Source organism: Psychrobacillus sp. NPDC093200, from assembly GCF_050280345.1.
GTDB classification, from domain to species: Bacteria; Bacillota; Bacilli; order Bacillales_A; family Planococcaceae; genus Psychrobacillus; species Psychrobacillus faecigallinarum.
In genome coordinates this window covers 353,292-378,193 of the sequence record NZ_JBNNVC010000002.1, presented here as the reverse complement: position 1 = coordinate 378,193, position 24,902 = coordinate 353,292, and the positions used below count along the sequence as shown (strand labels likewise).

The 24,902-nt window shown below is 37.5% G+C and carries 24 protein-coding genes and 2 other annotated features (2 of these 26 cut by a window edge); of the genes, 3 read left to right on the top strand and 21 right to left on the bottom strand.

The features are described 5' to 3' along the window. Nucleotides 1-68, bottom strand: a binding site (T-box leader); it reaches 171 nt to the left of the window's first position. A gap of 113 nt (nucleotides 69-181) precedes the next feature. Continuing rightward, complete coding sequence (locus ACQKNZ_RS09460; RefSeq protein ID WP_340844527.1) at nucleotides 182-1,732, top strand: SH3 domain-containing protein; 1,551 nt, start codon at nucleotides 182-184, stop codon at nucleotides 1,730-1,732. A 314-nt stretch (nucleotides 1,733-2,046) separates the two neighbouring features. On the opposite strand, the gene dtd is transcribed toward ACQKNZ_RS09460, so the two are convergent. The 6 genes from dtd to ACQKNZ_RS09430 form a co-directional block, all read right to left on the bottom strand. Continuing rightward, nucleotides 2,047-2,484 (bottom strand): D-aminoacyl-tRNA deacylase, encoded by a 438-nt coding sequence (gene dtd / locus ACQKNZ_RS09455; RefSeq protein WP_144535760.1) that lies wholly within the window; start codon nucleotides 2,482-2,484, stop codon nucleotides 2,047-2,049. Between the two features lie 37 nt (nucleotides 2,485-2,521). Then, nucleotides 2,522-4,714, bottom strand: coding sequence for a RelA/SpoT family protein (locus ACQKNZ_RS09450; protein WP_144535758.1), 2,193 nt, complete (start codon nucleotides 4,712-4,714; stop codon nucleotides 2,522-2,524). A gap of 152 nt (nucleotides 4,715-4,866) precedes the next feature. Continuing rightward, on the bottom strand, nucleotides 4,867-5,379 hold the full coding sequence (locus ACQKNZ_RS09445) for an adenine phosphoribosyltransferase (RefSeq protein WP_144535756.1): 513 nt from the start codon (nucleotides 5,377-5,379) through the stop codon (nucleotides 4,867-4,869). Beyond that, a complete protein-coding gene (recJ, locus tag ACQKNZ_RS09440) occupies nucleotides 5,370-7,727 on the bottom strand; it encodes a single-stranded-DNA-specific exonuclease RecJ (protein ID WP_427659359.1) in 2,358 nt (785 codons plus the stop codon). Before recJ ends, ACQKNZ_RS09445 begins: the two co-directional genes overlap by 10 nt. Before the next feature lie 199 nt (nucleotides 7,728-7,926). After that, complete coding sequence (secDF, locus tag ACQKNZ_RS09435; RefSeq protein WP_154310595.1) at nucleotides 7,927-10,197, bottom strand: protein translocase subunit SecDF; 2,271 nt, start codon at nucleotides 10,195-10,197, stop codon at nucleotides 7,927-7,929. Nucleotides 10,198-10,349: 152 nt separating this feature from the next. Continuing rightward, on the bottom strand, nucleotides 10,350-10,664 hold the full coding sequence (locus ACQKNZ_RS09430) for a post-transcriptional regulator (protein ID WP_144535750.1): 315 nt from the start codon (nucleotides 10,662-10,664) through the stop codon (nucleotides 10,350-10,352). A 91-nt stretch (nucleotides 10,665-10,755) separates the two neighbouring features. Between ACQKNZ_RS09430 and ACQKNZ_RS09425 the strand changes: the two genes are divergently transcribed. Then, the gene (locus tag ACQKNZ_RS09425) at nucleotides 10,756-12,282 is read left to right on the top strand and encodes an oligosaccharide flippase family protein (RefSeq protein ID WP_427659356.1); all 1,527 of its coding nucleotides are present in this window, start codon (nucleotides 10,756-10,758) and stop codon (nucleotides 12,280-12,282) included. Between the two features lie 291 nt (nucleotides 12,283-12,573). On the opposite strand, the gene ACQKNZ_RS09420 is transcribed toward ACQKNZ_RS09425, so the two are convergent. The 8 genes from ACQKNZ_RS09420 to ACQKNZ_RS09385 all read right to left on the bottom strand — a co-directional run bounded on the left by ACQKNZ_RS09420 (nucleotide 12,574) and on the right by ACQKNZ_RS09385 (nucleotide 19,603). Further along, complete coding sequence (locus ACQKNZ_RS09420; protein WP_427659354.1) at nucleotides 12,574-13,212, bottom strand: DUF421 domain-containing protein; 639 nt, start codon at nucleotides 13,210-13,212, stop codon at nucleotides 12,574-12,576. A 70-nt stretch (nucleotides 13,213-13,282) separates the two neighbouring features. Beyond that, a complete protein-coding gene (gene yajC, locus ACQKNZ_RS09415; RefSeq protein ID WP_225321660.1) occupies nucleotides 13,283-13,549 on the bottom strand; it encodes a preprotein translocase subunit YajC in 267 nt (88 codons plus the stop codon). 42 nt (nucleotides 13,550-13,591) lie between these two features. Then, on the bottom strand, nucleotides 13,592-14,731 hold the full coding sequence (tgt, locus tag ACQKNZ_RS09410; RefSeq protein WP_427659351.1) for a tRNA guanosine(34) transglycosylase Tgt: 1,140 nt from the start codon (nucleotides 14,729-14,731) through the stop codon (nucleotides 13,592-13,594). Then, the gene (queA, locus tag ACQKNZ_RS09405; protein ID WP_427659349.1) at nucleotides 14,732-15,772 is read right to left on the bottom strand and encodes a tRNA preQ1(34) S-adenosylmethionine ribosyltransferase-isomerase QueA; all 1,041 of its coding nucleotides are present in this window, start codon (nucleotides 15,770-15,772) and stop codon (nucleotides 14,732-14,734) included. Between the two features lie 19 nt (nucleotides 15,773-15,791). After that, entirely contained in the window at nucleotides 15,792-16,802 is a 1,011-nt protein-coding gene (ruvB, locus tag ACQKNZ_RS09400) for a Holliday junction branch migration DNA helicase RuvB (protein WP_427659347.1), read from the bottom strand. A gap of 17 nt (nucleotides 16,803-16,819) precedes the next feature. Further along, a complete protein-coding gene (gene ruvA / locus ACQKNZ_RS09395) occupies nucleotides 16,820-17,440 on the bottom strand; it encodes a Holliday junction branch migration protein RuvA (RefSeq protein ID WP_427659345.1) in 621 nt (206 codons plus the stop codon). 91 nt (nucleotides 17,441-17,531) lie between these two features. Beyond that, nucleotides 17,532-18,380 (bottom strand): hypothetical protein, encoded by an 849-nt coding sequence (locus ACQKNZ_RS09390; RefSeq protein ID WP_154310591.1) that lies wholly within the window; start codon nucleotides 18,378-18,380, stop codon nucleotides 17,532-17,534. A 2-nt stretch (nucleotides 18,381-18,382) separates the two neighbouring features. Continuing rightward, nucleotides 18,383-19,603, bottom strand: coding sequence for a LysM peptidoglycan-binding domain-containing protein (locus ACQKNZ_RS09385; RefSeq protein WP_340863374.1), 1,221 nt, complete (start codon nucleotides 19,601-19,603; stop codon nucleotides 18,383-18,385). A gap of 137 nt (nucleotides 19,604-19,740) precedes the next feature. Between ACQKNZ_RS09385 and ACQKNZ_RS09380 the strand changes: the two genes are divergently transcribed. Then, complete coding sequence (locus ACQKNZ_RS09380) at nucleotides 19,741-20,277, top strand: transcription repressor NadR (RefSeq protein ID WP_427659342.1); 537 nt, start codon at nucleotides 19,741-19,743, stop codon at nucleotides 20,275-20,277. A 313-nt stretch (nucleotides 20,278-20,590) separates the two neighbouring features. Here ACQKNZ_RS09380 and pheA read toward each other — a convergent pair whose 3' ends face one another. The 7 genes from pheA to rplU all read right to left on the bottom strand — a co-directional run bounded on the left by pheA (nucleotide 20,591) and on the right by rplU (nucleotide 24,870). Continuing rightward, the gene (pheA, locus tag ACQKNZ_RS09375) at nucleotides 20,591-21,469 is read right to left on the bottom strand and encodes a prephenate dehydratase (protein ID WP_225321659.1); all 879 of its coding nucleotides are present in this window, start codon (nucleotides 21,467-21,469) and stop codon (nucleotides 20,591-20,593) included. A 13-nt stretch (nucleotides 21,470-21,482) separates the two neighbouring features. Then, nucleotides 21,483-21,938, bottom strand: coding sequence for an ACT domain-containing protein (locus tag ACQKNZ_RS09370; protein ID WP_144535730.1), 456 nt, complete (start codon nucleotides 21,936-21,938; stop codon nucleotides 21,483-21,485). Between the two features lie 15 nt (nucleotides 21,939-21,953). Beyond that, complete coding sequence (gene obgE / locus ACQKNZ_RS09365) at nucleotides 21,954-23,243, bottom strand: GTPase ObgE (RefSeq protein ID WP_154310587.1); 1,290 nt, start codon at nucleotides 23,241-23,243, stop codon at nucleotides 21,954-21,956. A 5-nt stretch (nucleotides 23,244-23,248) separates the two neighbouring features. Continuing rightward, entirely contained in the window at nucleotides 23,249-23,782 is a 534-nt protein-coding gene (locus ACQKNZ_RS09360; RefSeq protein ID WP_427659339.1) for a Spo0B domain-containing protein, read from the bottom strand. A gap of 139 nt (nucleotides 23,783-23,921) precedes the next feature. Continuing rightward, nucleotides 23,922-24,212: a 50S ribosomal protein L27 gene (gene rpmA / locus ACQKNZ_RS09355; protein WP_144535725.1), complete on the bottom strand. Its 291-nt coding sequence runs from the start codon at nucleotides 24,210-24,212 to the stop codon at nucleotides 23,922-23,924. A 12-nt stretch (nucleotides 24,213-24,224) separates the two neighbouring features. Next, entirely contained in the window at nucleotides 24,225-24,560 is a 336-nt protein-coding gene (locus ACQKNZ_RS09350) for a ribosomal-processing cysteine protease Prp (RefSeq protein ID WP_144535724.1), read from the bottom strand. A 1-nt stretch (nucleotide 24,561) separates the two neighbouring features. Continuing rightward, a complete protein-coding gene (gene rplU / locus ACQKNZ_RS09345) occupies nucleotides 24,562-24,870 on the bottom strand; it encodes a 50S ribosomal protein L21 (protein WP_142538629.1) in 309 nt (102 codons plus the stop codon). 14 nt (nucleotides 24,871-24,884) lie between these two features. Continuing rightward, nucleotides 24,885-24,902 (bottom strand) — a sequence feature (ribosomal protein L21 leader region); it runs 63 nt beyond the window's last position.

Genomic DNA, 24,902 nt, shown 5'->3' with positions numbered 1-24,902 from the left:
TTTCAGCCACGTCTTTCCCTCTCTTGTCATCCCGTTCAAACAGTTACTTTTTCGGTCATCGGTTTGTTATATTTTTTAATTATACTTTATCATAATGACGTAAATGAAATAAGTCAACCTTTTTAAAGAAAAGGTAGTAATTTTTTATTTGACTATTTACAATATAGTTAGAGGTGATCCAATGAATAACAAATTAGTCCACAAATTGGCAATATTTCTGCTTTTAATTGTACTAATAATCCCTAATGTAAAGATGGAGGTCCAAGCTCAAGAACAGCAAGCTGTGGTCAATGTGGATTCTTTAAAAGTCAGATCTGGTCCAGGCCTCACTTACGATGCAATTGGATCGGTACAAAAGAACGAAAAGTTGACAATAATCTCTAAAGAAAACGATTGGTTAAAAGTAAAATACAAAAATACATCTGGATGGGTTGCAAGTTGGTATACAACTGAGGAAACATCAGATTTAGCTAACAAGCAAATTGTTTCCAAGGTAAACCGATTAAATGTCCGCACAGCACCTTCAGTATCCTCAGCTGTCATTGGACAACTAAACGAAGGAGACAAATATTTAACATCTCGTTCGGAGAAAGAATGGATTGAAATTGACTTCAACGGGCAAAAAGGATGGGTAAATAATACATACGTTACAATAGTTGATCAAACACCAGTGGAAACTTCTACACCATCCAGTACAACTGAGAAAAGAACCTTTGTTATTTCAGTTGATGTATTAAATGTCCGAGCCAATCCAGATTTGTCTTCTAAAAAGATTGGACAAGTGAACAAAGGCGAAGAATTTAAGGTGCTTGCAACAGATCATCAATGGATTCAAGTAGAGCTTAAAGATGGAAAAAAAGGATGGCTCTATAGTTTTTACGGGAATTTCTCTAATGCTGTAAAATCTAATTCCTCTATTCAAGCATCGGATACGATAACCGTTCTATATAGTGGAACTAATATCCGTTCGGACAAAAGCACTAATAGCGAGGTTTTAAAAAGAGCTTCTGCCGGTGAATCATTTGCTGTTTTAGAAACTATTGATGATTGGTATAAGGTGGAGTTAGGAAACGGTAAAGTCGGCTACCTTGCAAGCTGGGTAGTTTCAAATACAGGGGACTCCACTTCACAAAATACGGTTAAAGAAGGGGAAAAGAAGGAAAATTCTAAGCGGAAAAAAGGAACTCTAGATGGAGTTACTATCGTTATCGATCCTGGGCACGGAGGTAACGACCGTGGGACAACAGGTGCTCTTGGAACAGATGAAAAAGATATTACCCTTAAAACTGCAGAGTTACTTTCTTCCAAGCTTCAAGCAGCGGGCGCTAATGTTAGGATGACCCGACAATCAGATGAATATGTAGATTTACGAAAAAGAGTTTCAATAGGTCATCAAGTTGGAGCCGACGCATTTATAAGCCTACACTATGACGCTATCGATAATAGCTCTGTTCGAGGTTTTACAACCTATTACATGAATAGCTATCAGAAAGAGCTAGCAAAGCATGTCCATGATGGTCTTGGAGATATGATTTCTCTGAAGGATAGAGGGACTCAACCAGGCAATTATCTAGTATTGAGAGAAAATAAACAGCCTGCTATTTTAATAGAGTTAGGGTATTTGAGCAATCCAACAGAGGAACAGAATGTCACTACTCAGAGATTTAGAGAACAGGCGACACATGGAATATACAACGGGATTATTGATTATTTTGATAGTCAATTGAAATAAAAATAGTTAAGAAACATCAAAATAACTATAAATGCTATTTTAGAGAGGGAAGTAGTGACTAATGTCATGACTTCCCTCCTTTTTCATACATGGCTTTTGAAGCGCACAGCTGATTTCCGCTTTAAGAGGACGCTTTCCGCATGAGGAACAATAAGCCATCTCTGCCGCTTGTGCGTCTTGTGTGATGTCTTATCTATCTCCCTCCTCCTGTTGGACAAGAAACCTTACTAATCCTATAAACGAGGATTGTAGTAGGATAATGCGATACCAAAATAAAAACAGTGCCACTTAAAAATAGTAGCACTGCTTTTAAATTATGCTTCTAGCATGATTGTCACAGGACCATCATTTGTAAATGCCACGTCCATCATTGCACCGAATGTGCCGGTTTCTACTACAAAACCTTTTGAACGTAGCTTTTCATTAAATAGCTCCCAAAGGGGCTTTGCAATTTCTGGCCGAGCGGCTTCTATAAAGCTTGGTCTACGGCCACGCTTAGTATCAGCATATAGGGTAAATTGAGAGACAGAAAGAATAGAACCATTTACTTCCTTAATCGAAAGATTCATTTTGCCTTCTTCATCTTCAAAGAGACGAATGCCTTCAATTTTGTTCGCTAAATATTCTATTTCTTTTTCAGTATCTGTAGTCGTGATTCCTACTAACAACAAATAACCGTTGTCTATCTTACCAGTCACTTCACCGTCAACAGTAACACTTGCATCTTTACATCGCTGCAACAAAACCTTCATATACCATAACTCCTTTAATAATACGCTGTTGTTAGCTTTAATTAATAATACGCTGAACAGAGTACACATCTGGCAGCTGCTTAATACGATCTACCACTTTATGAAGATGAGCAATATTAGAAATAAGAATAGACAGATGAATGGAGGCAATATCATTATCCGATTTGCCACTTACTGCAACAATATTCGTTTTAGATTCGTTTACTACTTGAAGAACTTCATTAAGAAGACCTGTCCGATCAAATGCAGACACTTCTATATGAACTTGGTAATCCTTCTTGGTAGGTGAATCAGTTTGCTCCCATTCAACCTCTATAATGCGTGAATGAGCATTGTCATTTTGGACATTCGGACAATCTGCTCGGTGAACAGATACACCTCTCCCTTTGGTTATAAATCCAACAATAGCGTCCCCAGGAACGGGGCTGCAGCAACGAGAAAGTCGTATTAGAAGGTTGTCTATCCCCTTGACGACTACTCCTGATTCTGTCGTTTTCTTGGTAGGTGGAGTGTTCATTTCTGTATTAATTTTTTCTAACGCTTCCTCTTGGTCGCGTATTTTTCTCATTTTTTCTGCTAATCGGTTAACGACTTGCTGGGCGGTAATTCCATTAAAGCCCACAGCGGCATATAAGTCCTCTTCCCCAGCAAATGCATATTTTTCACAAACTCGTTTGATATTTTCGAGAGTCAAGACCTCTTTTATTTCAAATTCCTGTGCCTTGATTTCTTTTTCAATTGACTCTTTACCTTTGATAATGTTTTCTTCTCTAAGCTGTTTTTTAAAGAATTGCTTAATCTTGTTTTTTGCTTGAGAGGATTGAGCAATTTTAATCCAGTCTCTGCTCGGACCAAAGGACTGCTTAGAGGTCAGAACCTCTATAATATCTCCTGTTTTTAGCTTTGTATCTAAAGGAACCATTTTTCCGTTTACCTTAGCACCAATTGTTTTATTGCCAACTTCCGAATGTACTCGGTAAGCAAAATCAATAGGAACAGAACTAGCAGGTAATTCGATGACGTCCCCCTTAGGGGTAAAAACGTAGACCATATCTGAGAACAAATCAAATTTCAGAGATTCCATAAACTCTTCTGCGTTGGATGACTCTTGTTGAAACTCAAGTATCTCCCTAAACCATGTAAGTTTTGAATCTATTGTTTGCTTACCAGTCTCCACCTTCTTGCCCTCTTTGTAGGCCCAGTGTGCAGCAACCCCATACTCAGCAATATTATGCATTTCCTCTGTACGGATCTGAACCTCTAATGGCTCTCCATTAGGGCCAATTACTGTAGTGTGTAAGGATTGGTATAGGTTCTGCTTTGGCATCGCAATATAATCTTTAAACCTACCTGGCATTGGCTTCCAAAGCGTATGAATCACACCTAAAACCGCATAGCAGTCTTTAATGCTATTGACGATGATTCGCATTGCTAGTAAATCATAGATTTCATTGAATTGTTTGTTTTGGACTACCATTTTTCGATAGATGCTGTATATATGCTTTGGTCTTCCGGATATATCTGCATCTACCTCCATCTCGTCCAACTGTTTACAAATATCATTCATTACATCTTTTAAGTATGATTCACGCTCCGTGCGTTTTTTCTTCATGAAATTGACAATTCTATAATACTGCTGCGGATTCAAGTATCGTAAAGCTGTATCCTCTAATTCCCATTTCACTGCGGATATCCCTAAACGATGAGCAAGTGGTGCAAAAATCTCTAGCGTCTCATTTGAAATTCTACGTTGTTTTTCTTCGGGTAAATGCTTTAAAGTACGCATATTATGTAAACGGTCAGCAAGTTTAATCAGGATGATCCGAATATCTTGCGCCATTGCTATGAACATCTTGCGATGATTTTCTGCCTGTTGTTCTTCTTTAGACATATATTTAATTTTACCTAGCTTGGTCACTCCTTCAACCAAAAGAGCAACTTCTTCGTTAAACTCTCGAACAATATCATCTCTTGTATACTCGGTATCCTCTACTACATCATGCAAAAAGCCAGCAGCAACAGTCTCCGGATCCATTTGAAGATCAGCAAGAATACCTGCTACTTGTATGGGATGAAGAATATACGGTTCGCCAGAATTACGAAATTGTTCTCGATGGGCATGTTCTGCTAACTCGTATGCTTTTTTAACGAAGTCAACATGTTCCTTATTCATATAAGTAGAAAGTGTTTCAAAAACATCTTCTGCTGTCTTCACCTGATCTTTTGCCATGCTAACTCACCTGTTTTCGTTATTTTTCAAAAATAGTATATAGGCTATATTTTATAAAAAAAAAGAGGGACTTGTAAAGTCCACCCTTAAACTGTATAGTCGATTACTTTCTTATTATACACAAATTATGTCTATATAGAAAATGAATAATATTAGTATTGCATTAACGTACGAATATTGTAGTCTTTTAATTTGTCGCGTCCTTCTAAATAAGACAATTCTATTAAGAATGCACAACCAACCACTACACCGCCAAGTTCTTCTACTAACTTAATCGTTGCTTCAATCGTTCCACCTGTTGCAAGTAAATCATCTACAATAAGTACACGCTGACCAGGTTTAATTGCATCCTTATGCATAGTTAAAACATCTTTCCCATATTCTAATCCGTATTCAGCACGAATTACTTCCCGAGGGAGCTTGCCTTCCTTACGAACTGGTGCAAAACCTATGCCTAAAGCATAAGCAACTGGGCATCCAATGATGAATCCACGTGCTTCTGGTCCAACAATAATATCTGCATCCACTTCTTTTGCATATTCAACAATTTGGTCAGTCGCATATTTGTATGCTTCTCCATTGTCCATAATTGTTGTAATATCCTTGAATCGAATACCTGGTTTAGGCCAGTCTTCTACAATTGTTACATATTTCTTTAAATCCATTTTTGCTCCTCCTCAGGAACGGTTTGTGCTGCTCTTCGCTCTTCAAACCATTGTTTCAGCTCTTTATATGGTGCATACAAAAGCTTTTGCTCTAAACTTATCTGCTTTGTACGCTGTTGATAGGCTGGCGCTTCAGATAAATCTCTTTTTGGGAGATTTTCATTCAATACCAATGTGCCACCCTCTATTCTAACAAAATTTAACTCAAAAAACACCTTTGACATAAAATTTATTGTGTTTGGACTCCATCCAGTATGTTTGGATAGTTCGTGAATATGCTGTTTTAAAGCAAAATTTTTCCTTTTAGCAATGAAAGAAAAATACCATTTGAATTGTTCTCGGGTTGGTAATCCTTCAAAATAAGTAGACTCGTTTGCAAAAAAGTGAGCATAAATTCGTTGCCAATCATGGTGTTCTAACAAGTTTATTAAATCTTGCTCCTCTATTGGTAGATCTAGTAAACAAATACAATCGGAAACAATGCCTTCTTCTATTACGTTATCATGAAACCATATTTTGCCAGAAATAATAGATTCAAAATGAGCTAAAGATTCCTTGTTAAAGCAGACAAAGGTAGTATTTCCCTCTGGTATAGTAGGCAGCCATCTATTCACCTGGCGGATGCCTCTTATATCAAACAACTGCCACTGATTCGTTTTTGCATCTTGAATCATAAGCTGTGGTTTTTTTCGCCCATTCCACTCGTTGATTTGCAAGTCTCCAATAAAGGATAATTTGGTTGCCGGTGCTATCTCATCAGCAAGATCACCTTTTCCAAATCCGATAGCGTCTAACAAAACAGCACCCTGCATTAGCTCCATCTTCACATGGTTTTGGGCAGAGCCAATTTTCCTTACTGAGTTCACTTCTATATTTTCTAAACAATATACAGGTTTAGCAAAGCCCATTCCAAAAGGAGAAAGCATTTGAATGGATTGAATGGATTCCGTGGATATTTCATGCATTTCCAGTGGCACATCAATTGATACAACAGGTATTAACTGTTCCTCAGTCAGGCACGCCGTCGCTTGTTCATTAAGTCTGTTTCTAAATTCTTCTACATGTTCGAGAGGGAAGGTCATACCTGCTGCCATCGGATGACCACCAAAATGAGTTACTATATCGCTATTCTTAGCTAGCTCATTGTACATATGAAATCCTTCGATGCTACGTGCAGAACCTTTAGCAATTTGTCTTTCTACGTCTAACCCAAGAACTATGGAAGGATGATAATATTTTTCCACTAATTTTGACGCAACAATTCCTAATACGCCAGGATTCCATCCCTCTTTACCAACTACAATAACACTTGGACCTTTTAAGTCTAAGTTTTGTTGTTCGATTAATTCAATCGCTTCATCCGTGATTTGCTTTACAATAGCTTGTCGTTCTTTATTTTTATCGTTCAACATATTAGCTAGAGCAAGTGCTTTATTCGGTTCTTCTGTTAAAAACAACTCAACTCCCGGGAAAGCTTCTCCAAGACGCCCTACAGCATTGATACGCGGTCCAAAAGCGAAACCGATAGTTTCCTCATTTATCGCGCTTGTTTCAACTCCACTTACATTTGCCAAAGCCTCAATTGCAATAGAATCATTTTTCTTCATCTGCTTAATACCCTGCTGGACAAAATAACGATTCTCACCCTTTAACGATACGAGATCGGCAATTGTCCCAATGGCTACTAGGTAAAATAATTCTTTCGGTATTTCACCTAGTAATGCATGAGCAACTTTAAATGCCACCCCTACACCAGCCAAATGCGAGAAAGGATATTTTGTATCTTGTAAACCAGGGTGAATAATTACATCTGCCTTGGGAAGCACCTCACCAGGTTCATGGTGATCCGTTACTATTACATCCATTCCTAAGTTTTTAGCAAACTGAATTTGCTGTATGCCGGATATTCCATTGTCTACTGTAATAATAAGCTTGACCCCTTCATCAAAGGCCTGTTGGAATAAGCGCTCGCTTGGTCCATAACCATCTATAAATCTGTTAGGAATTTTAAAGATAACATCTGCACCCATAGCTTCCAATGTTTTCATCATGATAGTTGTGCTTGTTATTCCATCTGCATCATAGTCACCGTAAATCATAATTCTTTCTCCAGCATCTATCGCTTGATGGACTCTTTCAACCAGTTTTTCCATCCCTTCAAAGAGAAAAGGATCATGAACGTTATCTTCAGTAATATATATAAAGCTTTTAGCTTCCTCTACGCTATTAAACCCTCTAGATACTAGTACTTTAGCACAGACTCTTGGAATCGTGAGTTCTTGTTCAAAGGTTGTAACCAAATCATCATTAGGTCTAGAGATTCTCCATCTTTTTTGAGATTGTATCATTTTATTTCACTTCCTTAAGTTTTATTATAACGTAAAAACCTGGAGGGATTAATATTTTTACTTTACCAAAAGTGTCTGTGTAACTAACATTTCAAAGTCAGTCCATTTTTTCCAATAGCCTAGAATTCTACATAAATCATTTGCTTCCATGTTAAAAAGAAAAAAAGAGCAGAGAATGAATACTCTGCTCTTTTTACTGTTATACCACAGGCTCGTCTGAACCCCATTTTTTCTCTTCTTTTTCTACTTTTATACCACCTGTTTTACGAAGCTCTTTGGCTTTTAGATCAAACCATAATTGAGTTGCGATAAATAGTGATGAATACGTCCCTGCAACTAAACCGATCAATAATGCAATAGAGAAGTTTCTAATACCTTCTGCACCAAACAATAATAGTGCCACTACTACAAGAACAACAGTTAACACAGTATTTACTGAACGTCCTAATGTTTGACGAAGTGATTTATTTACAATTGTCGCAAGCTCTTCCTCCGTAGTAATTGCTTTACTACGGTGAAGATTTTCTCGAATTCGGTCAAACGTTACAATTGTATCGTTAATCGAGTAACCTACAATTGTTAATACAGCTGCTATAAATGTAATGTCGACTTCTAAACGAAGAATGCTAAATATCGCAATCATTAAGAATGCATCATGTAATAAGGAAATAATAGCAGCAACACCCATGCGCCACTCAAATCGGAACGCCACATAAATTACAATTCCAATAGCAGCGAATAGCAAGGCTTTCATTGCATTTGCTGCAAGTTCCTTACCAACCGTAGATGAAACAGTACTTACTTGTGGCTCTGCACCAAATTGTTCGTTTATATCTGCTTTTAAAGTCTTAATTTCTTCTTGAGAAAATTCGTCTTTATATCGAACGACAGCTCCATCAGCATTTTCTCCTGAAATTACAATATCCTCAGTAGATAACCCGATAGAATCCAATTTCTCCGATACTATTTCCTGCGTTAATGGAGTATTTGACTCAATTTGAACGCGTGTACCAGATGAAAAGTCAATTCCAAGATTCAGTTTAAATACACTTAATATAACAATCCCTGCTACCGTTAACACAATTGAAGCGATATAGAAAATTTTACGATTATGAACAAAATCTATACGATCAAACTTTGTTGTTAAATCTAATGTATCCACTTCTTCTTCAGGAGCATGAATACGTTTTTTCGGAATCCCAAACCAACCTGGTTTATTGTCAAAGTACCCACTATGCACTAAAAGACCTAATAAAATACGTGAAGCCCAAACAGCTGTAATAAATACAACCAATATACTAATGATTAAAAGCGTTGCAAAACCTTTTACTGAGCTTGTACCAAAATAGAATAATACGACTGCAGCTAAAAGTGTCGTGATATTAGCATCAAAGATAGCAGTAAATGATTCCTTTGCTCCGCTTTCAAAAGATTTCTTCACTGACTTACCTACACGCAACTCTTCCCTTATACGTTCATAGGTAAGAATGTTGGCATCAACCGCCATACCTACCCCGAGAACAATTGCTGCGATACCTGGCAGCGTAAGTACCCCATTAATCCAATCAAAAACTACCAAGATTAAGAAAATATAAACAACCAATGAAATTACCGCAATAAGACCTGGAAGGCGATAATAGAAAATCATAAACAAGAATATAGCTGAAACACCAATGATACTTGCTAGAATTGTGCTATCCAATGCCTGTTCACCGAATTGAGCTCCAACAGAAGTTGAGTAAATTTCGGTAAGCTTAACCGGAAGTGCTCCTGCATTTAGAATTCCCGCAAGGTTTTTAGTTTCATCCACTGAAAATGCTCCAGAGATTTCTACGCTTTCTGAACTGATTCTTTGCGTAACACGAGGGTTGGAAATGAATTTTTGTTCTTCCTTCAACACCTCAGCAGCGTAGGAGTCAACTCCTTCTTCAAAATCTAACCAAATAACTAACACATTGTCAGGTGCTGGTTTAGCAGCTATTTGTTCAGTTACTTCTGCAAATTTATTTGCATCCTTTAATTCTAATGTAACAATCGGTTGTCCTTGTTGATTAAAGGCAGATTTTGCTCCGCCTTCTTTTAAGTCCATACCATCTAGCATGATATTATCTTCTGAGTCTCGGAAAGACAGATTAGCCTGAGTAGAAAGTAATTCCCGCGCTGATTCCTGATTTTCTACTCCAGCGAGCTGAACCCTAATTCTATTTCCGTCTTCAATCTGAATACTAGGCTCACTTACACCTAGAACATCAATTCTGCTTGTAAGAGCAGATGCAGTATCAGCTACTACTTCCTCTGTGATTTTTTGTCCCTCGTTGAGTTCATCTACTTGATAAAGAACTTCAAATCCACCTTGTAAGTCTAGACCTAATTTAATATTGTTTAATACTCCACTAACTGTCGGGCTTATAGTCCCGGCAAAAATCACTAGAAGCAGTAGAAACGCAACTATGCGTCCTCTTGTTTTCATATGTACTTCCTCCTAAAAATAACCACAGACTTCCTTCGTCAGAAAGACTATTGCTAAAAACAATTACGTAATATTCTATCTGTTATAATTCCAAAAAATGCAACATGTTTATTATGAAACACGATACCCCTTACTGTCAAATGACTCTTTGCTTATTTTTCCTCTGTTTGAGGATTCAATAAGATTTGTAATTCTTCTTGATTGATTTCCGAGAACCAATTAGATGTTCGAGAATTTTCAATTTGTTCGTAGGTCATATACTCGGCAGGTGTTATGGAAAGAACGTCATTAACAATCTTATGAAGAGATAAGGAAAGAACATCTAGCTTTCTCCATTTCTTTTCTACACAATACTTCCAAATATCTGCTTCTGTTACAGTTTCGTACTGATAAACTTTAAACTCACTCTTTTTGCTCTCTAGAGCAGGTAGTACGTGTGTATAGATATGATTGTATGAGTTTTCCAAAATACTGCACCTCTTTATAGAATAATGTGGTAAGTAGCTTGCATATTATTATTGTAAACGAAGTTCCTGTATTTGAGAAGGAAGTGTTTAATTGTCAACCTATTTAAGAGGGTCTATTGTATTAATGTTTGCCATTTTTTTGTCCAAGTTCCTAGGTTTTATTTATCGTATGCAATTTGTTCGATTGACGGGAGAAGAGGCTGTTGGAATTTACAGCACGGCTTATCCAGCATTCATATTCTTTCTTTCGCTGATCCAACTGGGTATACCTATAGCTATTACTAAAATAGTAGCAGAGTTACGAACGAGGAACGCTATTTCAGAGTACTTTACCGTTATGAGAACATCCGTAATTGTCACAGTAGTCTCTATGATAGCTTTTACTCCCCTCTTTATCTTTGTTACTCCTCTAATTTCTAGTAACTTGCTAAAGAACGATGCTATTACAATGACTCTCTATGTTTCAATTGCAATTGTCCCTATTGCTGCAGCAGGTGGAATTCTTAGGGGATTCTTGCAAGGTATTGCGAGACTTGAAGAAACAGCAATAGCCCAACTTATTGAACAGATTGTGCGTATTTTACTGATTACCTTTGCATTACCATTGTTTTTAACTTCCTCAACTCCTCAGGAAGCAGCTGCTTACGCCATGTTCTTAGCCTTATTAGCAGAGGCCGCTTCTTTACTTTATCTGAAGTGGAGATATAACAAATGGAAGAAAAGCCAGACCTATAAGAAATCTAAAAAAGCATATCCCTTATCACCATTATTTGCAATTGCACTGCCTTCTTCGGGCAGTAAGCTTTTTGGATCGTTCACTTGGTTTTTAGAGCCTATCATCTTTATTAAAGCGTTAGCCATTACTGGAATTAGTGCCGTAGCCGCTACAACTCTTTATGGTGTCATCTCCGGTGTTTTAGTTCCTTTGTTGCTCTTCCCATCATTCATACCTTTTGCCTTGTCTATCGTCCTTATACCAGCTGTTAGCGACGCCTATGCAAGGAAAAATTATAGCTTATTAAAAGAGAGAATACATCTTTCATTAAAGTTCTCTACTTTAACTGGTTGTTATGCAGCTACGTTATTCTATCTACATGGAGGCGAACTTGTCTATGAATTGTTTCATGTAGAAAACGCAACAGTTTATATGAAAATACTTGCACCGATATTTTTCTTTTACTATATTCAAAGCCCACTCTTCTCCATCCTACAGGCGTTGAATAGTTCTAACAGTGCTTTTTTAAACTCTCTGTATGGTGGCGTAGGGAAATTATTATTATTGTTTTTCCTTGCCTCTCAGGTATCCATTCAAGAAAAGGGAGCAATTGTCGCGATTGGATTTGGTGTTCTCATCACTTCGTTTTTACATATCGCTTCACTTAAAGAAAAGAAAGAAGCCCAAATCGGATTCTCTTTCTTTGCATTGCCATATGTAGTTTTTATCGCCACGATTATTACCCGTCCAATGGTAATATCCATAGGGAGTCAGCCATTAATAATAGATTGTGTGATAACTTTGGTTTACTTAACTATTGGTCTATTGCTATTTGGACAAATTAAACGAAAAGAAGTTAGTGTCATTTTTAAAATTGCAAAAACAACTAAAAATAAATTTTAATATAAATTAATTATAAAGTGACTAAGAAGAATCTGGGACAAAACCCACCTTAGAAATTTAATAGTCCTGGAAATTTACCGATTAGTAAATTTTCAGGACTTTTTTTCTGCTCATAGTCAATGTTCTAGGATATCAAATGAAAATAGAGGATATCTTCCTTTAAATAAATGACTACCAAAACGAAATTCAATCAGATTGAAGTTTCCTCTTGTTTAAATATTGTAACAAGAATCTACTCACAACATTTTTACGTAGCATGAATCTACTTATGTCCCAGCCTCTTCTATCTTTTTAAAATGAAGTCTTTAATTGAATATATAGTTCATCGTCCTCATAGCTACAATAAAACACCTTGGTGGGATCCAGAATCATTTTCTTTTCAAGCTCTTCTAGTAACCATTCCTTACTTTTACCAATTCGTGTAAGGTGTTCTAGTTGTATATCGCCATCAGTAATCAAAGGGAAAATAAATTGTTCCTCATTTTTCTTAAAAACAGATAAGTTTCCAGAGGGTTCTAAGAACGCATAGGAAACTGAACGGATAGAGCCTATTTGTTGCTCCCGAAGCTGTTGAAGCAAATCGTCCATATTATATCTTTGTTTCCTCATCTCTTTTTCAACAATAATTCCATCCTTCATAATAATAGAGGGATGGCCTTCCATCATATCTCTAAATTTTTTACTTTTTAAGGAAGTATAAGAAGCAATTAACTGAATGATCAATAACGTTAACATTGGTAGTAAAGCATGCATAAATTCACTTCTTGGATCATCTATTGCTATTGCTCCAACTTCAGCTATCAATAAAAAAACGACTAAGTCAAAAATACTCAACTCACCGACTTCTCTTTTTCCCATCATTCTCAATATAGCTAGTATGATCCAATATAATGCTATCGTACGGAAAATAATAATGAGAATCTCGTTCACAAAATTCACCTCACTATTAGATTGCCCATAAAAAAAGAACTTACTCCTAAGAGTAAGCTCTTTATTTTTTTTAGATTGTTGAATCCGTTACAACTCGTCCAACTGCAACGCGTTCAAATTGTAAACGCGTACCATCTGCTACTACTACAAAAATAGTTTGGTCATCCACTGCGTCTACTTTACCGTGTAATCCACCAACTGTGATAATATGATCTCCACGCTTTAGATTGCTTTGCATTTCAGCTGTAGTTTTCTGTCTCTTTTGCGCTGGTCGAATGATAAAAAACCACATTACGACGAACATAGCAATAATTGGTAATAAACCTACTAAATCCACTAATATTTCCCCTCCTTTTCCTCATTATACAGTATACAAGAATCAGAAGTTTTTTGCATTTGGTTTGTTGTACCCATACTCTTCAAAAAACTCTTCTTTAAAATCAAGCAGTCTATCTTCTCTAATTGCCTGGCGAACATTCTCCATTAATTTCATTAAAAAATGTAGATTATGATAAGAAGCTAAACGTAATCCAAAGGTTTCATCTGCTTTAAATAAATGACGAATATATGCTCGAGAATAGTTTTTACAAGTATAGCAATCACACTTCTCATCTATTGGGCCAAAATCTCGGGCAAATTTTGCTCCCTTAATTACTAGACGTCCTTTATGTGTAAAGAAAGTACCATTACGAGCAATTCGGGTTGGTAATACACAGTCGAACATATCCACTCCACGAATAGAGCCGTCAATAAGTGAGTCTGGTGAACCGACTCCCATCAAGTATCGAGGCTTGTCCTCAGGCATTAAAGGAGTAGTAAAATCAAGAACACGGTTCATGACATCCTTTGGTTCACCTACAGACAATCCACCAATCGCATATCCCGGGAAGTCTAATGACACTAAGTCTTTGGCAGATTGTTTACGAAGCTCCTCATATTCTCCACCTTGAATAATACCAAATAAGCCCTGTTTTTCGGTATTCATATGTGCAGTTAAGCAACGCTCTGCCCAACGAGATGTACGCTCTACGGAAGCTTTCATGTATTCAAAGGTAGCTGGAAAAGGCGGACACTCATCAAAAGCCATCATAATGTCCGAACCTAGTGCATTTTGAATCTCCATTGACTTTTCTGGGCTTAAAAATAGCTTGTCCCCATTTAAGTGATTACGGAAATGAACCCCTTCTTCTTCTATCTTGCGCATATCACTTAAACTAAATACTTGGAAGCCCCCTGAATCTGTTAAAATTGCACGGTCCCAATTCATAAATTTGTGCAATCCACCAGCTTCACGAATAATATCGTGGCCAGGACGTAGCCATAGATGATAAGTATTGCTTAAGATGATACCAGCATCCATCTCTTTTATATCTTCGGGCGCCATTGTTTTGACAGTAGCTTGTGTACCAACCGGCATAAATGTCGGTGTTTCAAACGATCCATGCGGAGTGTGTACAATACCAAGACGAGCACCTGTTTGTTTATCTTTTTTTATTAACTCATACGTAATTGCTGCCATTTAATAATTCCTTCCTTTTATGAACATCGCATCTCCAAAGCTAAAGAAACGATAACGTTGCTCGATAGCTTCACGGTATGCAGATAGTATAAATTCTTTTGATGTTAAAGCACTTACTAGCATTACAAGGGTAGACTTTGGTAAATGGAAGTTAGTGATCATTCCATCAATACATTTAAATTCATAGCCTGGATAAATGAATATAGATGTCCAACCACTATCCTCTTGAAGAATACCATTAAATCTAGTGGCAACAGTTTCAAGTGTTCTAGTGGAAGTTGTACCCACCGCAACGATCTTTCCACCAGCTGCCTTCACTCCATTGATTAAATCTGCTGTTTCCTTTGTGATACGGTAAAATTCCGCATGCATTTCATGATCATCAATGGAATCCACACTTACTGGTCGGAATGTACCCAAACCAACATGAAGTGTCACAAAAGCAATTTTAACACCTTTTTCTTTTATAGCTTCCAATAATTCCGTTGTAAAATGAAGTCCAGCTGTTGGTGCTGCTGCTGAACCCTGTTCCTTTGCGTAAACAGTTTGGTAACGATCCTTATCATCTAGCTTTTCATGGATATAAGGTGGTAGTGGCATTTCTCCAAGCTTGTCCAATACCTCAAAAAATACTCCATCATATTCAAAACGGAATATTCTTCCTCCGTGATCCTTTAATCCTGTACATACAGCTGTCAACAAGCCTTCTCCAAATACAATTTTTGTACCAATTTTCACTCGTTTTGCTGGTTTGACAAGTGTTTCCCACTCATCACCCTCCATTTGAGTCAATAATAGAACCTCAATATTTGCTCCTGTGTCCTCTTTGACGCCCATTAAACGAGCAGGCATAACCTTCGTATCATTTAAAACTAGGCAATCCCCCTCATTCAATTCATCAATAATCATGGCAAAGCTTTTGTGTTCAAGCTTGTTATTCGGATAGTCCGTTATTAAAAGTTTACTACTCGTGCGATCAGCTAATGGTGTTTGTGCAATTAACTCTTCTGGTAATTCAAAATCAAAATCTTCTACTCTCATTAATAAGTACTTCCTTTTTTTAGTTGTTTGTATCAGTTGGTAATGGTATTCCTAAGTGTTCATATGCTAGTGGAGTCACAATTCTTCCACGTGGAGATCGTTGAATAAAACCAATTTGCATTAAATACGGCTCATATACATCCTCTATTGTAGTAGATTCTTCTCCAATGCTTGCCGCAATCGTATCTAATCCAACTGGACCACCTCTAAAACGCTCAATCATTGCGTTAATGAGTTTATGATCTATATGATCCAAACCTAGTGGATCCACTTGTAATAACTCTAAAGCATCTTTAGCAATACTTAAAGTAATCTTACCATTTCCTCTAACTTGCGCATAATCCCTTACCCGTTTTAGCAAACGATTGGCAATACGAGGAGTCCCTCTTGAGCGACGAGCAATTTCTCCCGCAGATTCATGATCGATTGTAGCGTTAAATAGCTCTGCACTTCTTACAACAATCGCCGATAGCGCTTCTTCATCGTAGTAATCTAAACGAAGCAGTACCCCAAACCTGTCACGTAGCGGAGCAGATAATGCACCTGCTCTTGTCGTTGCTCCCACTAATGTAAAAGGTGGTAGATCCAAGCGTACACTTCTGGCAGCTGGTCCTTTCCCTACAACGATGTCTAAACAAAAATCTTCCATAGCAGGATAAAGTACTTCTTCAATAGAACGATTTAAACGATGAATCTCATCTATGAATAGCACATCGCCCGGCTCAAGCGAACTAACTATCGCTGCTAAATCACCAGGTCGTTCAATAGCTGGACCGCTTGTCATCCGCATTTGTACATCCATTTCGTTTGCAATAACTGCGGCAAGTGTTGTTTTACCAAGTCCAGGAGGTCCATATAAAAGACAATGATCCAGACTCTCATTTCTCATTTTTGCCGCTTCGATAAAAATACTCAGGTTATGCTTTATTTTATTCTGTCCAATATATTGTGATAATAACTGTGGACGAAGTGATTGCTCAAATGGCTCATCATATGGAGAAACATCACTGGAAATCACACGTTCTGTCATACAAAGCCCCTCCTTTCTTATTTACCTGAAAATAATAGCTGCAATCCTTTTTTCATAAATTCGTCTGTAGTATGTAATTCATTATTTGACTTAAGTAATGGGCGTATTTTTGAAAGCTCCCGTTCAGAGTATCCTAGTGCTGTGAGAGCTAGAATAGCTTCTTCTAATTCATGATCCGATTCATTTTCAACAAATAGGCCAGGTTCTTCATCATCGAATTCCATTAACTCAATATCGATTAAGTCATTTAGCTTTCCTTTTAAGTCTAATATCATTTGTCTTGCTGTTTTTTTACCTACTCCAGGGAATTTAACTAAAAATGATTCATCTTCCCTTTCTATTGCTTGTATTACATGAGTAGGCTCTCCACTTGCAAGTATAGCCAGTGCTCCCTTAGGACCTATACCAGAAACAAGTATTAACTTTCGGAACAGCTCTCTCTGTGCAAGTGTAGGAAAACCCATTAACTGCTGAGCATCTTCTCTTATATGAAGATAAGTAAAAACTTGTATTATCTCTTCACTTTTTCTAAATGCATATGGGTTTGGCGTAAACAATTGATAGCCAATGCCCTGTTGCTCTAAAACAACATATTCAGGAGTCACTCTAGTGACCTGCCCTTTTATGTAATCATACATACTTTGCTTCCCACCATTTCCATACAATCATTATAGCATATCAAACAAAGAGGGCCGCCCATAGCTTGAGCGACCATCCTCCATTAAACTATTATAGCTGACTTAAATTATAGCATAAACTAGGCCAATTTGTTAAAGCTTTGTTCGTATACGGAATAAGCTGGTTAATAAACTTTTGTTTCCTCTCGCCGGGCAAGGCAAACGCATACAACCATTCTCTATACAATTCATTTGGGTACATGATTGCTTCTTTATATTTTGCAATAATTTTCTCTAACTCAGGAAACTCGTTTAGGAACAATTCAAGATCATACTCCATTTCAGGCAAAACCCGGTGAATCCAAAGGATGTACTCCGTCTCCTTAGGTCCTAACACCGCCAAGTCAAAATCAATTATTTTATAAGTAAAGTCATTTGCTAAAAAGTTATGATGTACGACATCCCCATGCAATAGTGTCGGATTCTTCATACTAAATGGTCGAATGTTTTGAAGTGCCATATCCCCATATTGCACTAGCAATTTTGTCTTATTAAAACCAATATAGGATTCTATAAAAGGAGCTATTTCATCTACTTTTAGAAATCTAGTTTGCCACTTAGAAATTAAATTAAAAGGATAAAGTAAATTACTCTTCTCCCATTCAATCTTTTTTCTAGTGCTATGCATTCTCTTAAGTAAAGAATAAGTCTCAGATCTATCCTTTTTGTCTTTATAACTCACTGTTCGATTATTTTTAAACCACGGCTGAATTATATAATCCTGCTGTGTTGAAGGAATTATAGGTAAGACAAAAGGTTTTTCTAATCGATATAGCTCCTCATGGATATAACGAATTTTTGCAGCTTGCTCTCCCGAAGTGTATTTTTTTACAGAAAAAACACCATCTTCGTTTTTCCACTTCCATACATTTTTCTTTATCTGCTTTATATAAGTATCCACATTTAAAAGTGCTGATGCGGATATGGTGGACACGGATATACATGTTGATAATATGGTTGTGGAGGGCAAGGATAACCACCGTGATACGGATTATGACTATACATTTGTGGCTGAGCATAGTTCATATGTGAATCTCCACATGATGCACATGGGGTTTGCTCAAAATGTGGTTGAATGTATGCCTGTTGAACATTCTGCTGTTGATATTGCTGAAAATGATCATTTTGCATATACTCGTTAGCCATTTCTAGAGCAGAAGAAGGTTCCTCCACCATCATTTCTGTCATCTGCGTCTCTAGAGTCTCTACAGCCGGCATACGAGGATGACTAGGCATAACACTGTACTCTACCTGTTCTTCTACATCTATATTGGAAGATTCGATAAGCATCCAACTATTTGGTGAAGGCATTTCATATTCTGGCGATGGCATCATTTGCATTGGAGCAAAATGGGTTGGTTGAATAGCCATTGGTTGATTTTGCTGCATATAATGCATCGGGTGAACGTGTGCACATGGATCCGGCGGACATGGCATAGGTGGACAAGGCATTGGCGGGCAAGGCACAGGGTACATAATAGGATGCTGCATTGGTGGACATGGAACAGGTATTAGCTTAGGCTGAACTGGTTGAATTTGAATTGGTTGTACGGGCTTAGGCTGCGGTTTTACCTCCGGTTTTGCTTGAGGTACTGGCTTTGGCGCTGGTTGTGGCACAGGAACTGGTTTTGGTACTGGTACTGGTTTTGGTTGCGGTGCTGGTTTAGTTTCATGTACTATTATCGGAATTGGTACAGGTACGGGGACAGGTATCGACTTTTGTATAATTTTTTCTTTTGGAGCAGGTACACTTGGCTGAATTGGTGGCATTGGTTGTGCAGGTTGGGCTTTTGGTATAGGGGCAGCTTTTGGTGTAGGTGCAGCTTTTGGAATTGGTTGCGCTTTTGGTATTGGCTGAGCCTTTTGAATTTGTTTAAGGTTGCCATCGTATGGCTGAGCTGTTCCATCACCCATCATCCCCTTCTTGTTTGGGCGATTCTCCCCATAAGGATGTACCATACTTTCTGTCTTCCTTGCTTCTGGTATGAAGATTTTCATTCCTGGTACAATATATTCGGGATTAGCTAAATGAGCATTTATCTTTTTTAAATCATCAAAAGAAACTCCATACTCTCTTGATATTTTCCAAAGGGTATCACCCTTTTTAACAATATGAATTTGCACAGTCTTCCTCCTTCCTTCACCTTAAAATATGTGTAACAACAAAAATTGGTCACAGATTTTAAAACATTGATAGTTCCCTTCATGATAAACTTATGAATAGCAACTATACTGTTATGCAAGGTTGGAGGAATTTACTTATGAAAAAATTAAAAGGGGCAGAGCGTAGAACTTGGATCTGTTCTTATCTCAAGGAACAAGACCAACCTATTAAAGGTTCTGAGCTTGCTAAATTAGCAAATGTGAGTAGACAGGTAATAGTAAACGATATTACCCTGCTGAAGGCCACCAATCATCCTATTATGTCTACTAACCAAGGGTACATTTTATTACCTAACCGCGAAGACTTTGGTTCTGTCAAAAAAAGCGTAGTATGTATCCATAAATCAGAGGAGACTGAGGAGGAGTTATTAACATTAGTAGATGCTGGCGTTACAGTAGAAAATGTAACTGTAGAACACCCAGTATACGGCGAAATTACCTCATCTATTATGGTTTCCAATCGACATGATGTGGAATTATTTTTAAAAAAAGTACGAGAAACAGAAGCTTCCTTTTTACTAGAGCTAACTTCAGGGGTTCACATTCATCGGTTATCTGCCCCAAGTGAGGAGATATTAGAAAGAGGAATAGAGGCTATTCGAAAAAAAGGGTATATAATGGATGAGCAAAATTAAAGGGTAGTTGAAGCCTCTTAAAGTGCCCACTATATTTTTGCTTTAAAACAATTAAGAACACAGTAAAGTTTCTAAATTAGTTTGGTTTAGGAGCTTTTTATTTTTGAAAAATGAAACCTCAACATTTGAAAATCTATACTTACTTGATTGATACGTATACTTTTCATGAATATTTCGTTGGTTACTTTGCCGCATTCTATTCGCAAAGAGCAATATCCAACATTTTTCTGTGTATTAAACAAGAATGCCATGAACAGAGAGTTCATGGCATTCTTAATATATAAAATTTCTGGTCTATTAAATAAAGGGTAATTTATTCAGAGGGTACTTCCGCTTTTGTTTCGTATGTATAATAGGAGCCAAGTGATTTAACCTCACAACCTAAAGCCTTCAACTCTTCAATTGCCCCTATCATCATTGGAGCTTTCTCGTCTTCGAGCACGTCTATGATGAAAAAATATTGTCCGAGTCCGGTTTTTAAAGGTCGAGATTCGATTTTACTCAAGTTAAGCTGACGCCATGCAAATACAGAAAGGACTTGATGAAGAGCTCCTGATCGATCATCTTTTGGTAGTGTGATCATTACAGTAGTTTTAACCTGTCCATTATGCCCTTTGGTTTCTATACATCTTTTCTTTTTCGAAAGCACGAAGAACCGAGTATGGTTAAAATGAAAATCATGAATATTATGTTCAACGATTTTTAAATCATATTCAGCTGCTGCGGATGTATTTGCGATTGCAGCAATACATTCATCTGCTCGTTCCGAAACATACTTTGCTGCTGCTGCAGTTGAGGAAGATTGCTCTAAAGGCACCTTACCAAATCGATAGTATAAATATTTGTGGCATTGAGCCAATGCATGTGGATGGGAATAAATGGTTGAGATTTTTTCCCATTTTTCCATATTATTTGGATGAACCATCAAATGCTGAGCAATCGGTGACAAAATTTCTGCAATTACGTTTACTTCAGCTTCATGAAATAAATAATCTATCGTTAAAGGCACCGTGCCCTCTAAAGCATTTTCAAGTGGAACAACTGCCACCTCAACCTGTCCGTTACTAACCATTTCAATACACTCTGGAATTGTTCGTATTGGTAGTAAACAATCTGTTGGAAATAACGCCTGTGTTGCTAAGTGAGTAAAAGAAGCCTCCGGTCCAAGGTAGGCAATCTGTAAATTTGTCAAAACCATACACTCCTTACAAAGCACCAGAGCTAATTACTTCTGCTGATTCTACAAAGTCTAGTCGCTTCATTTCGTTTATAAACTCGTCCAATTCCTTATTCATGGCAGTCACATCCAATGATAACGTGACACTAGCTCTTCCTTGAATTGGAATTGTCTGGTGAATCGTCAATACATTGCATGTAGAATCTGCCACTAAGGAAAGTAGTCGCGCAAGCGTTCCTTCTCGATCTTCTAGCTGTAAAAAAACAGTTAAGATTCTTTCTTGTACAATCGAATGGAACGGAAAAACCGCGTCACGATATTTATAAAAAGCACTACGAGACAAATCTACTTCTTTCACTGCATCCCAAATCGAGGAAACTTTCCCCGATTGAAGAAGATGCTTTGCTTCTAAAGTTTTTTGCATTGCTTCTGTCAGCACATCTTCTCTAACAAGATAAAAGCGCTGGCTTGTAACATCCTTCATGCGGTTCCCTTCCTCCTATTCGATAAATTCAAACTCGAATTGTAGTAATCGTACAGTATCTCCGTCCTTCGCTCCACGTTCACGAAGTGCATCGTCGATACCCATACCACGTAACTGTCTAGAGAATCTACGAATAGAGTCTTCTCGACTGAAATCAGTCATTTTAAACAATCTTTCTACAGTTCCGCCAGATAATACAAATGCCCCGTCATCGTCTCTTGAGATAACAAAGTCATCCTTAGAAGCCTCATGTTTGTACATTACAGATGTCTCTGTCTCTTCTTCTTGCATGTGCTCTAATGGATATTCAGGTGCATCTTCTAAAATATCTGCTATTGCAAATAGTAATTCTTGCAAGCCTTGACGAGATACAGCTGAGATAGGGAATATCTTTACATCTTTCCCTACTTTCTCTTTAAATAGCTCAAGGTTTTCTTCTGCCTCTGGCATATCCATTTTATTTGCTACAATAATCTGTGGTCTTTCTGTTAAACGAAGATTATATTGTTTTAACTCTTCATTGATTGTAACGTAGTCTTCGTAAGGTTCGCGGCCTTCCATGCCAGACATATCAATGACATGAACAATAACTCTCGTGCGCTCTATATGACGTAGGAATTGATGTCCTAGTCCAACGCCTTCATGTGCTCCTTCGATAAGCCCTGGTAGATCTGCCATTACAAAGCTTCGATGATCTTCCGTTTCAACCAAGCCTAAGTTCGGTACAATTGTTGTAAAGTGATAAGAAGCAATTTTAGGTTTAGCTGCTGATACTACAGATAATAATGTAGACTTACCTACACTTGGGAATCCAACAAGTCCAACGTCCGCTAAAACCTTTAACTCTAATGTTACATTTAATTCATTACCTGGCTCACCTTTTTCAGAAAGCTCTGGTGCTGGATTTGCTGGAGTTGCAAAACGTGAATTCCCACGTCCTCCACGACCACCTTTGGCAATAACTGCTTGTTGTCCATGCTCTACAAGGTCTGCAATAACTTGTCCAGTTTCTTCATTCATAACTATTGTGCCAGGAGGAACTTTTACGATTAAATCATCCGCATTTGCTCCGTGCATATTTTTACTTCCACCGTGAACTCCACGATTTGCTTTAAAATGACGTTTATATCGGAAGTCCATTAGTGTGCGCAGTCCCTCATCTACTTCAAAGACTACATCTCCACCATTACCTCCGTCACCACCAGCGGGGCCACCCATTGGGACATACTTTTCTCGACGGAAACCAACCATACCATCTCCGCCGTCACCGCCTTTTACATACACCTTAACGTGATCGACAAACATTTATTTCACTCCAATCTTTCCTTTGCAACCAACTTAAATTGCAGGTTTCCTTCTCTGTTGCTTAGTCTTTCCATGTTAAATAATTCATTTCCTGAATCGTCTATCCAAGAATAAGGAGTCCAATCTCCTTGAACCTCAATTAAAATCTCTAGTAATTCAGTCGAACTGATATGAACTTTTAGTATTTGTTCCTGATATCCTTGTAGTCGTGGATAAATAGATTGTACAAATTGATCCAATATACCATTTAAAGCAGTGTCATACTTTTTGGCACCGTATTTTTCTATAGTTGTTTGGACCTCTAATGTCATATGACCATACGTTATCGGAAACGTCTGCAGCCATTCATTCGTCTTTAACAATCCTATGTTGTTTAAATCGAAGAATTGAGCGCACTTCTGTGAATACATACGAATTAATTGCTTAGCCTCTTCTTGTCTACCCATATCCAAATTCATTTGAATCAAATGCATATTGTTTAAATAATCATGCATAGAATGACGAAGTACTTCATTAATTGATATATTTTTAGAATTCATATTAGTATACACGCTCCAACGTTTACTATCCTTTCTAGTATAACAGGAAAGGAATTATTTTGCGTAGAACGAAGAATACTTTTTAACTATTTTTAAAAATAAAAAAGGACTGCATAAATGCAGTCCTCTTATTTGTAAATTAAGCTTCTTGAGCTACAGGATATACACTTACTTTTTTCTTGTCGCGGCCGAAACGCTCAAAGCGTACTACACCGTCAACTTTCGCGAAAAGTGTGTCATCTCCACCACGGCCAACGTTTTCACCTGGGTGAATTTTTGTACCGCGTTGACGGAATAAAATTGATCCGCCTGATACGAATTGTCCATCAGCACGTTTAGCGCCAAGACGTTTCGATTGAGAGTCACGACCATTTTTAGTCGAACCTACTCCTTTTTTCGATGCGAAAAACTGAAGATCTAATCTTAACATATGTTCCACCTCCTACTTTTTGAAGGTTATTTTTATATACTTAGCGTAATCTTGCTCAATCGTTTGTAAAGATACAATCATTGACTCCAATATCAACTGCATACTCGCAGCTTTTTCAGAGCTTTCAATGCTAGGTACTTCAACGTATAAATACCCTCCGTCACCCTTTTGCTTAATAATAGGTGTAATTTTTGTAAGTGAGATGATGGCATTTACTGCACCAAACGATACAGCAGTAGCACCAGCACATACTAAATCCTTCCCATGCTCGGCAAAATCAGCATGTCCCTTCATTTCAAAGGAATGAATAAGACCTGATTGATCTCTTGTAACAGTCACTTTAATCATATTATAAGCTAATAGATTCTACTACTAATTTAGTGTATGGTTGACGGTGACCTTGTTTTTTACGATAGTTCTTTTTAGCTTTGTATTTGAAAACGATGATTTTTTTAGCTTTGCCGTTTTTTACAACTTTCGCTGTAACTTTAGCACCTTCCACGAATGGAGCACCAACTTTAACATCATTTCCACCTACGAATAATACTTTATCAAAAGTTACAACTTCATCAGCATTTACATCTAATTTTTCAATGTAGATTTCTTGCCCTTGTTCAACTTTGATTTGTTTACCACCAGTTTCAATAATTGCGTACATTTACCTGCACCTCCTCTTAGACTAAGACTCGC

Coding starts and splice junctions, on each gene's coding strand:
- ACQKNZ_RS09350 (WP_144535724.1), bottom strand. CDS start 24,560: ATGATTAAAGTGACTGTTACAAGAGATCAATCAGGTCTTATTCATTCC.
- ACQKNZ_RS09380 (WP_427659342.1), top strand. CDS start 19,741: ATGAAAAAATTAAAAGGGGCAGAGCGTAGAACTTGGATCTGTTCTTAT.
- obgE (WP_154310587.1), bottom strand. CDS start 23,243: ATGTTTGTCGATCACGTTAAGGTGTATGTAAAAGGCGGTGACGGCGGA.
- recJ (WP_427659359.1), bottom strand. CDS start 7,727: ATGATACAATCTCAAAAAAGATGGAGAATCTCTAGACCTAATGATGAT.
- tgt (WP_427659351.1), bottom strand. CDS start 14,731: ATGGCAGCAATTACGTATGAGTTAATAAAAAAAGATAAACAAACAGGT.
- dtd (WP_144535760.1), bottom strand. CDS start 2,484: ATGAAGGTTTTGTTGCAGCGATGTAAAGATGCAAGTGTTACTGTTGAC.
- rplU (WP_142538629.1), bottom strand. CDS start 24,870: ATGTACGCAATTATTGAAACTGGTGGTAAACAAATCAAAGTTGAACAA.
- queA (WP_427659349.1), bottom strand. CDS start 15,772: ATGAGAGTAGAAGATTTTGATTTTGAATTACCAGAAGAGTTAATTGCA.
- ruvB (WP_427659347.1), bottom strand. CDS start 16,802: ATGACAGAACGTGTGATTTCCAGTGATGTTTCTCCATATGATGAGCCA.
- ruvA (WP_427659345.1), bottom strand. CDS start 17,440: ATGTATGATTACATAAAAGGGCAGGTCACTAGAGTGACTCCTGAATAT.
- ACQKNZ_RS09445 (WP_144535756.1), bottom strand. CDS start 5,379: ATGGATTTAAAGAAATATGTAACAATTGTAGAAGACTGGCCTAAACCA.
- rpmA (WP_144535725.1), bottom strand. CDS start 24,212: ATGTTAAGATTAGATCTTCAGTTTTTCGCATCGAAAAAAGGAGTAGGT.
- secDF (WP_154310595.1), bottom strand. CDS start 10,197: ATGAAAACAAGAGGACGCATAGTTGCGTTTCTACTGCTTCTAGTGATT.
- ACQKNZ_RS09370 (WP_144535730.1), bottom strand. CDS start 21,938: ATGAAGGATGTTACAAGCCAGCGCTTTTATCTTGTTAGAGAAGATGTG.
- ACQKNZ_RS09450 (WP_144535758.1), bottom strand. CDS start 4,714: ATGGCAAAAGATCAGGTGAAGACAGCAGAAGATGTTTTTGAAACACTT.
- ACQKNZ_RS09460 (WP_340844527.1), top strand. CDS start 182: ATGAATAACAAATTAGTCCACAAATTGGCAATATTTCTGCTTTTAATT.
- ACQKNZ_RS09360 (WP_427659339.1), bottom strand. CDS start 23,782: ATGAATTCTAAAAATATATCAATTAATGAAGTACTTCGTCATTCTATG.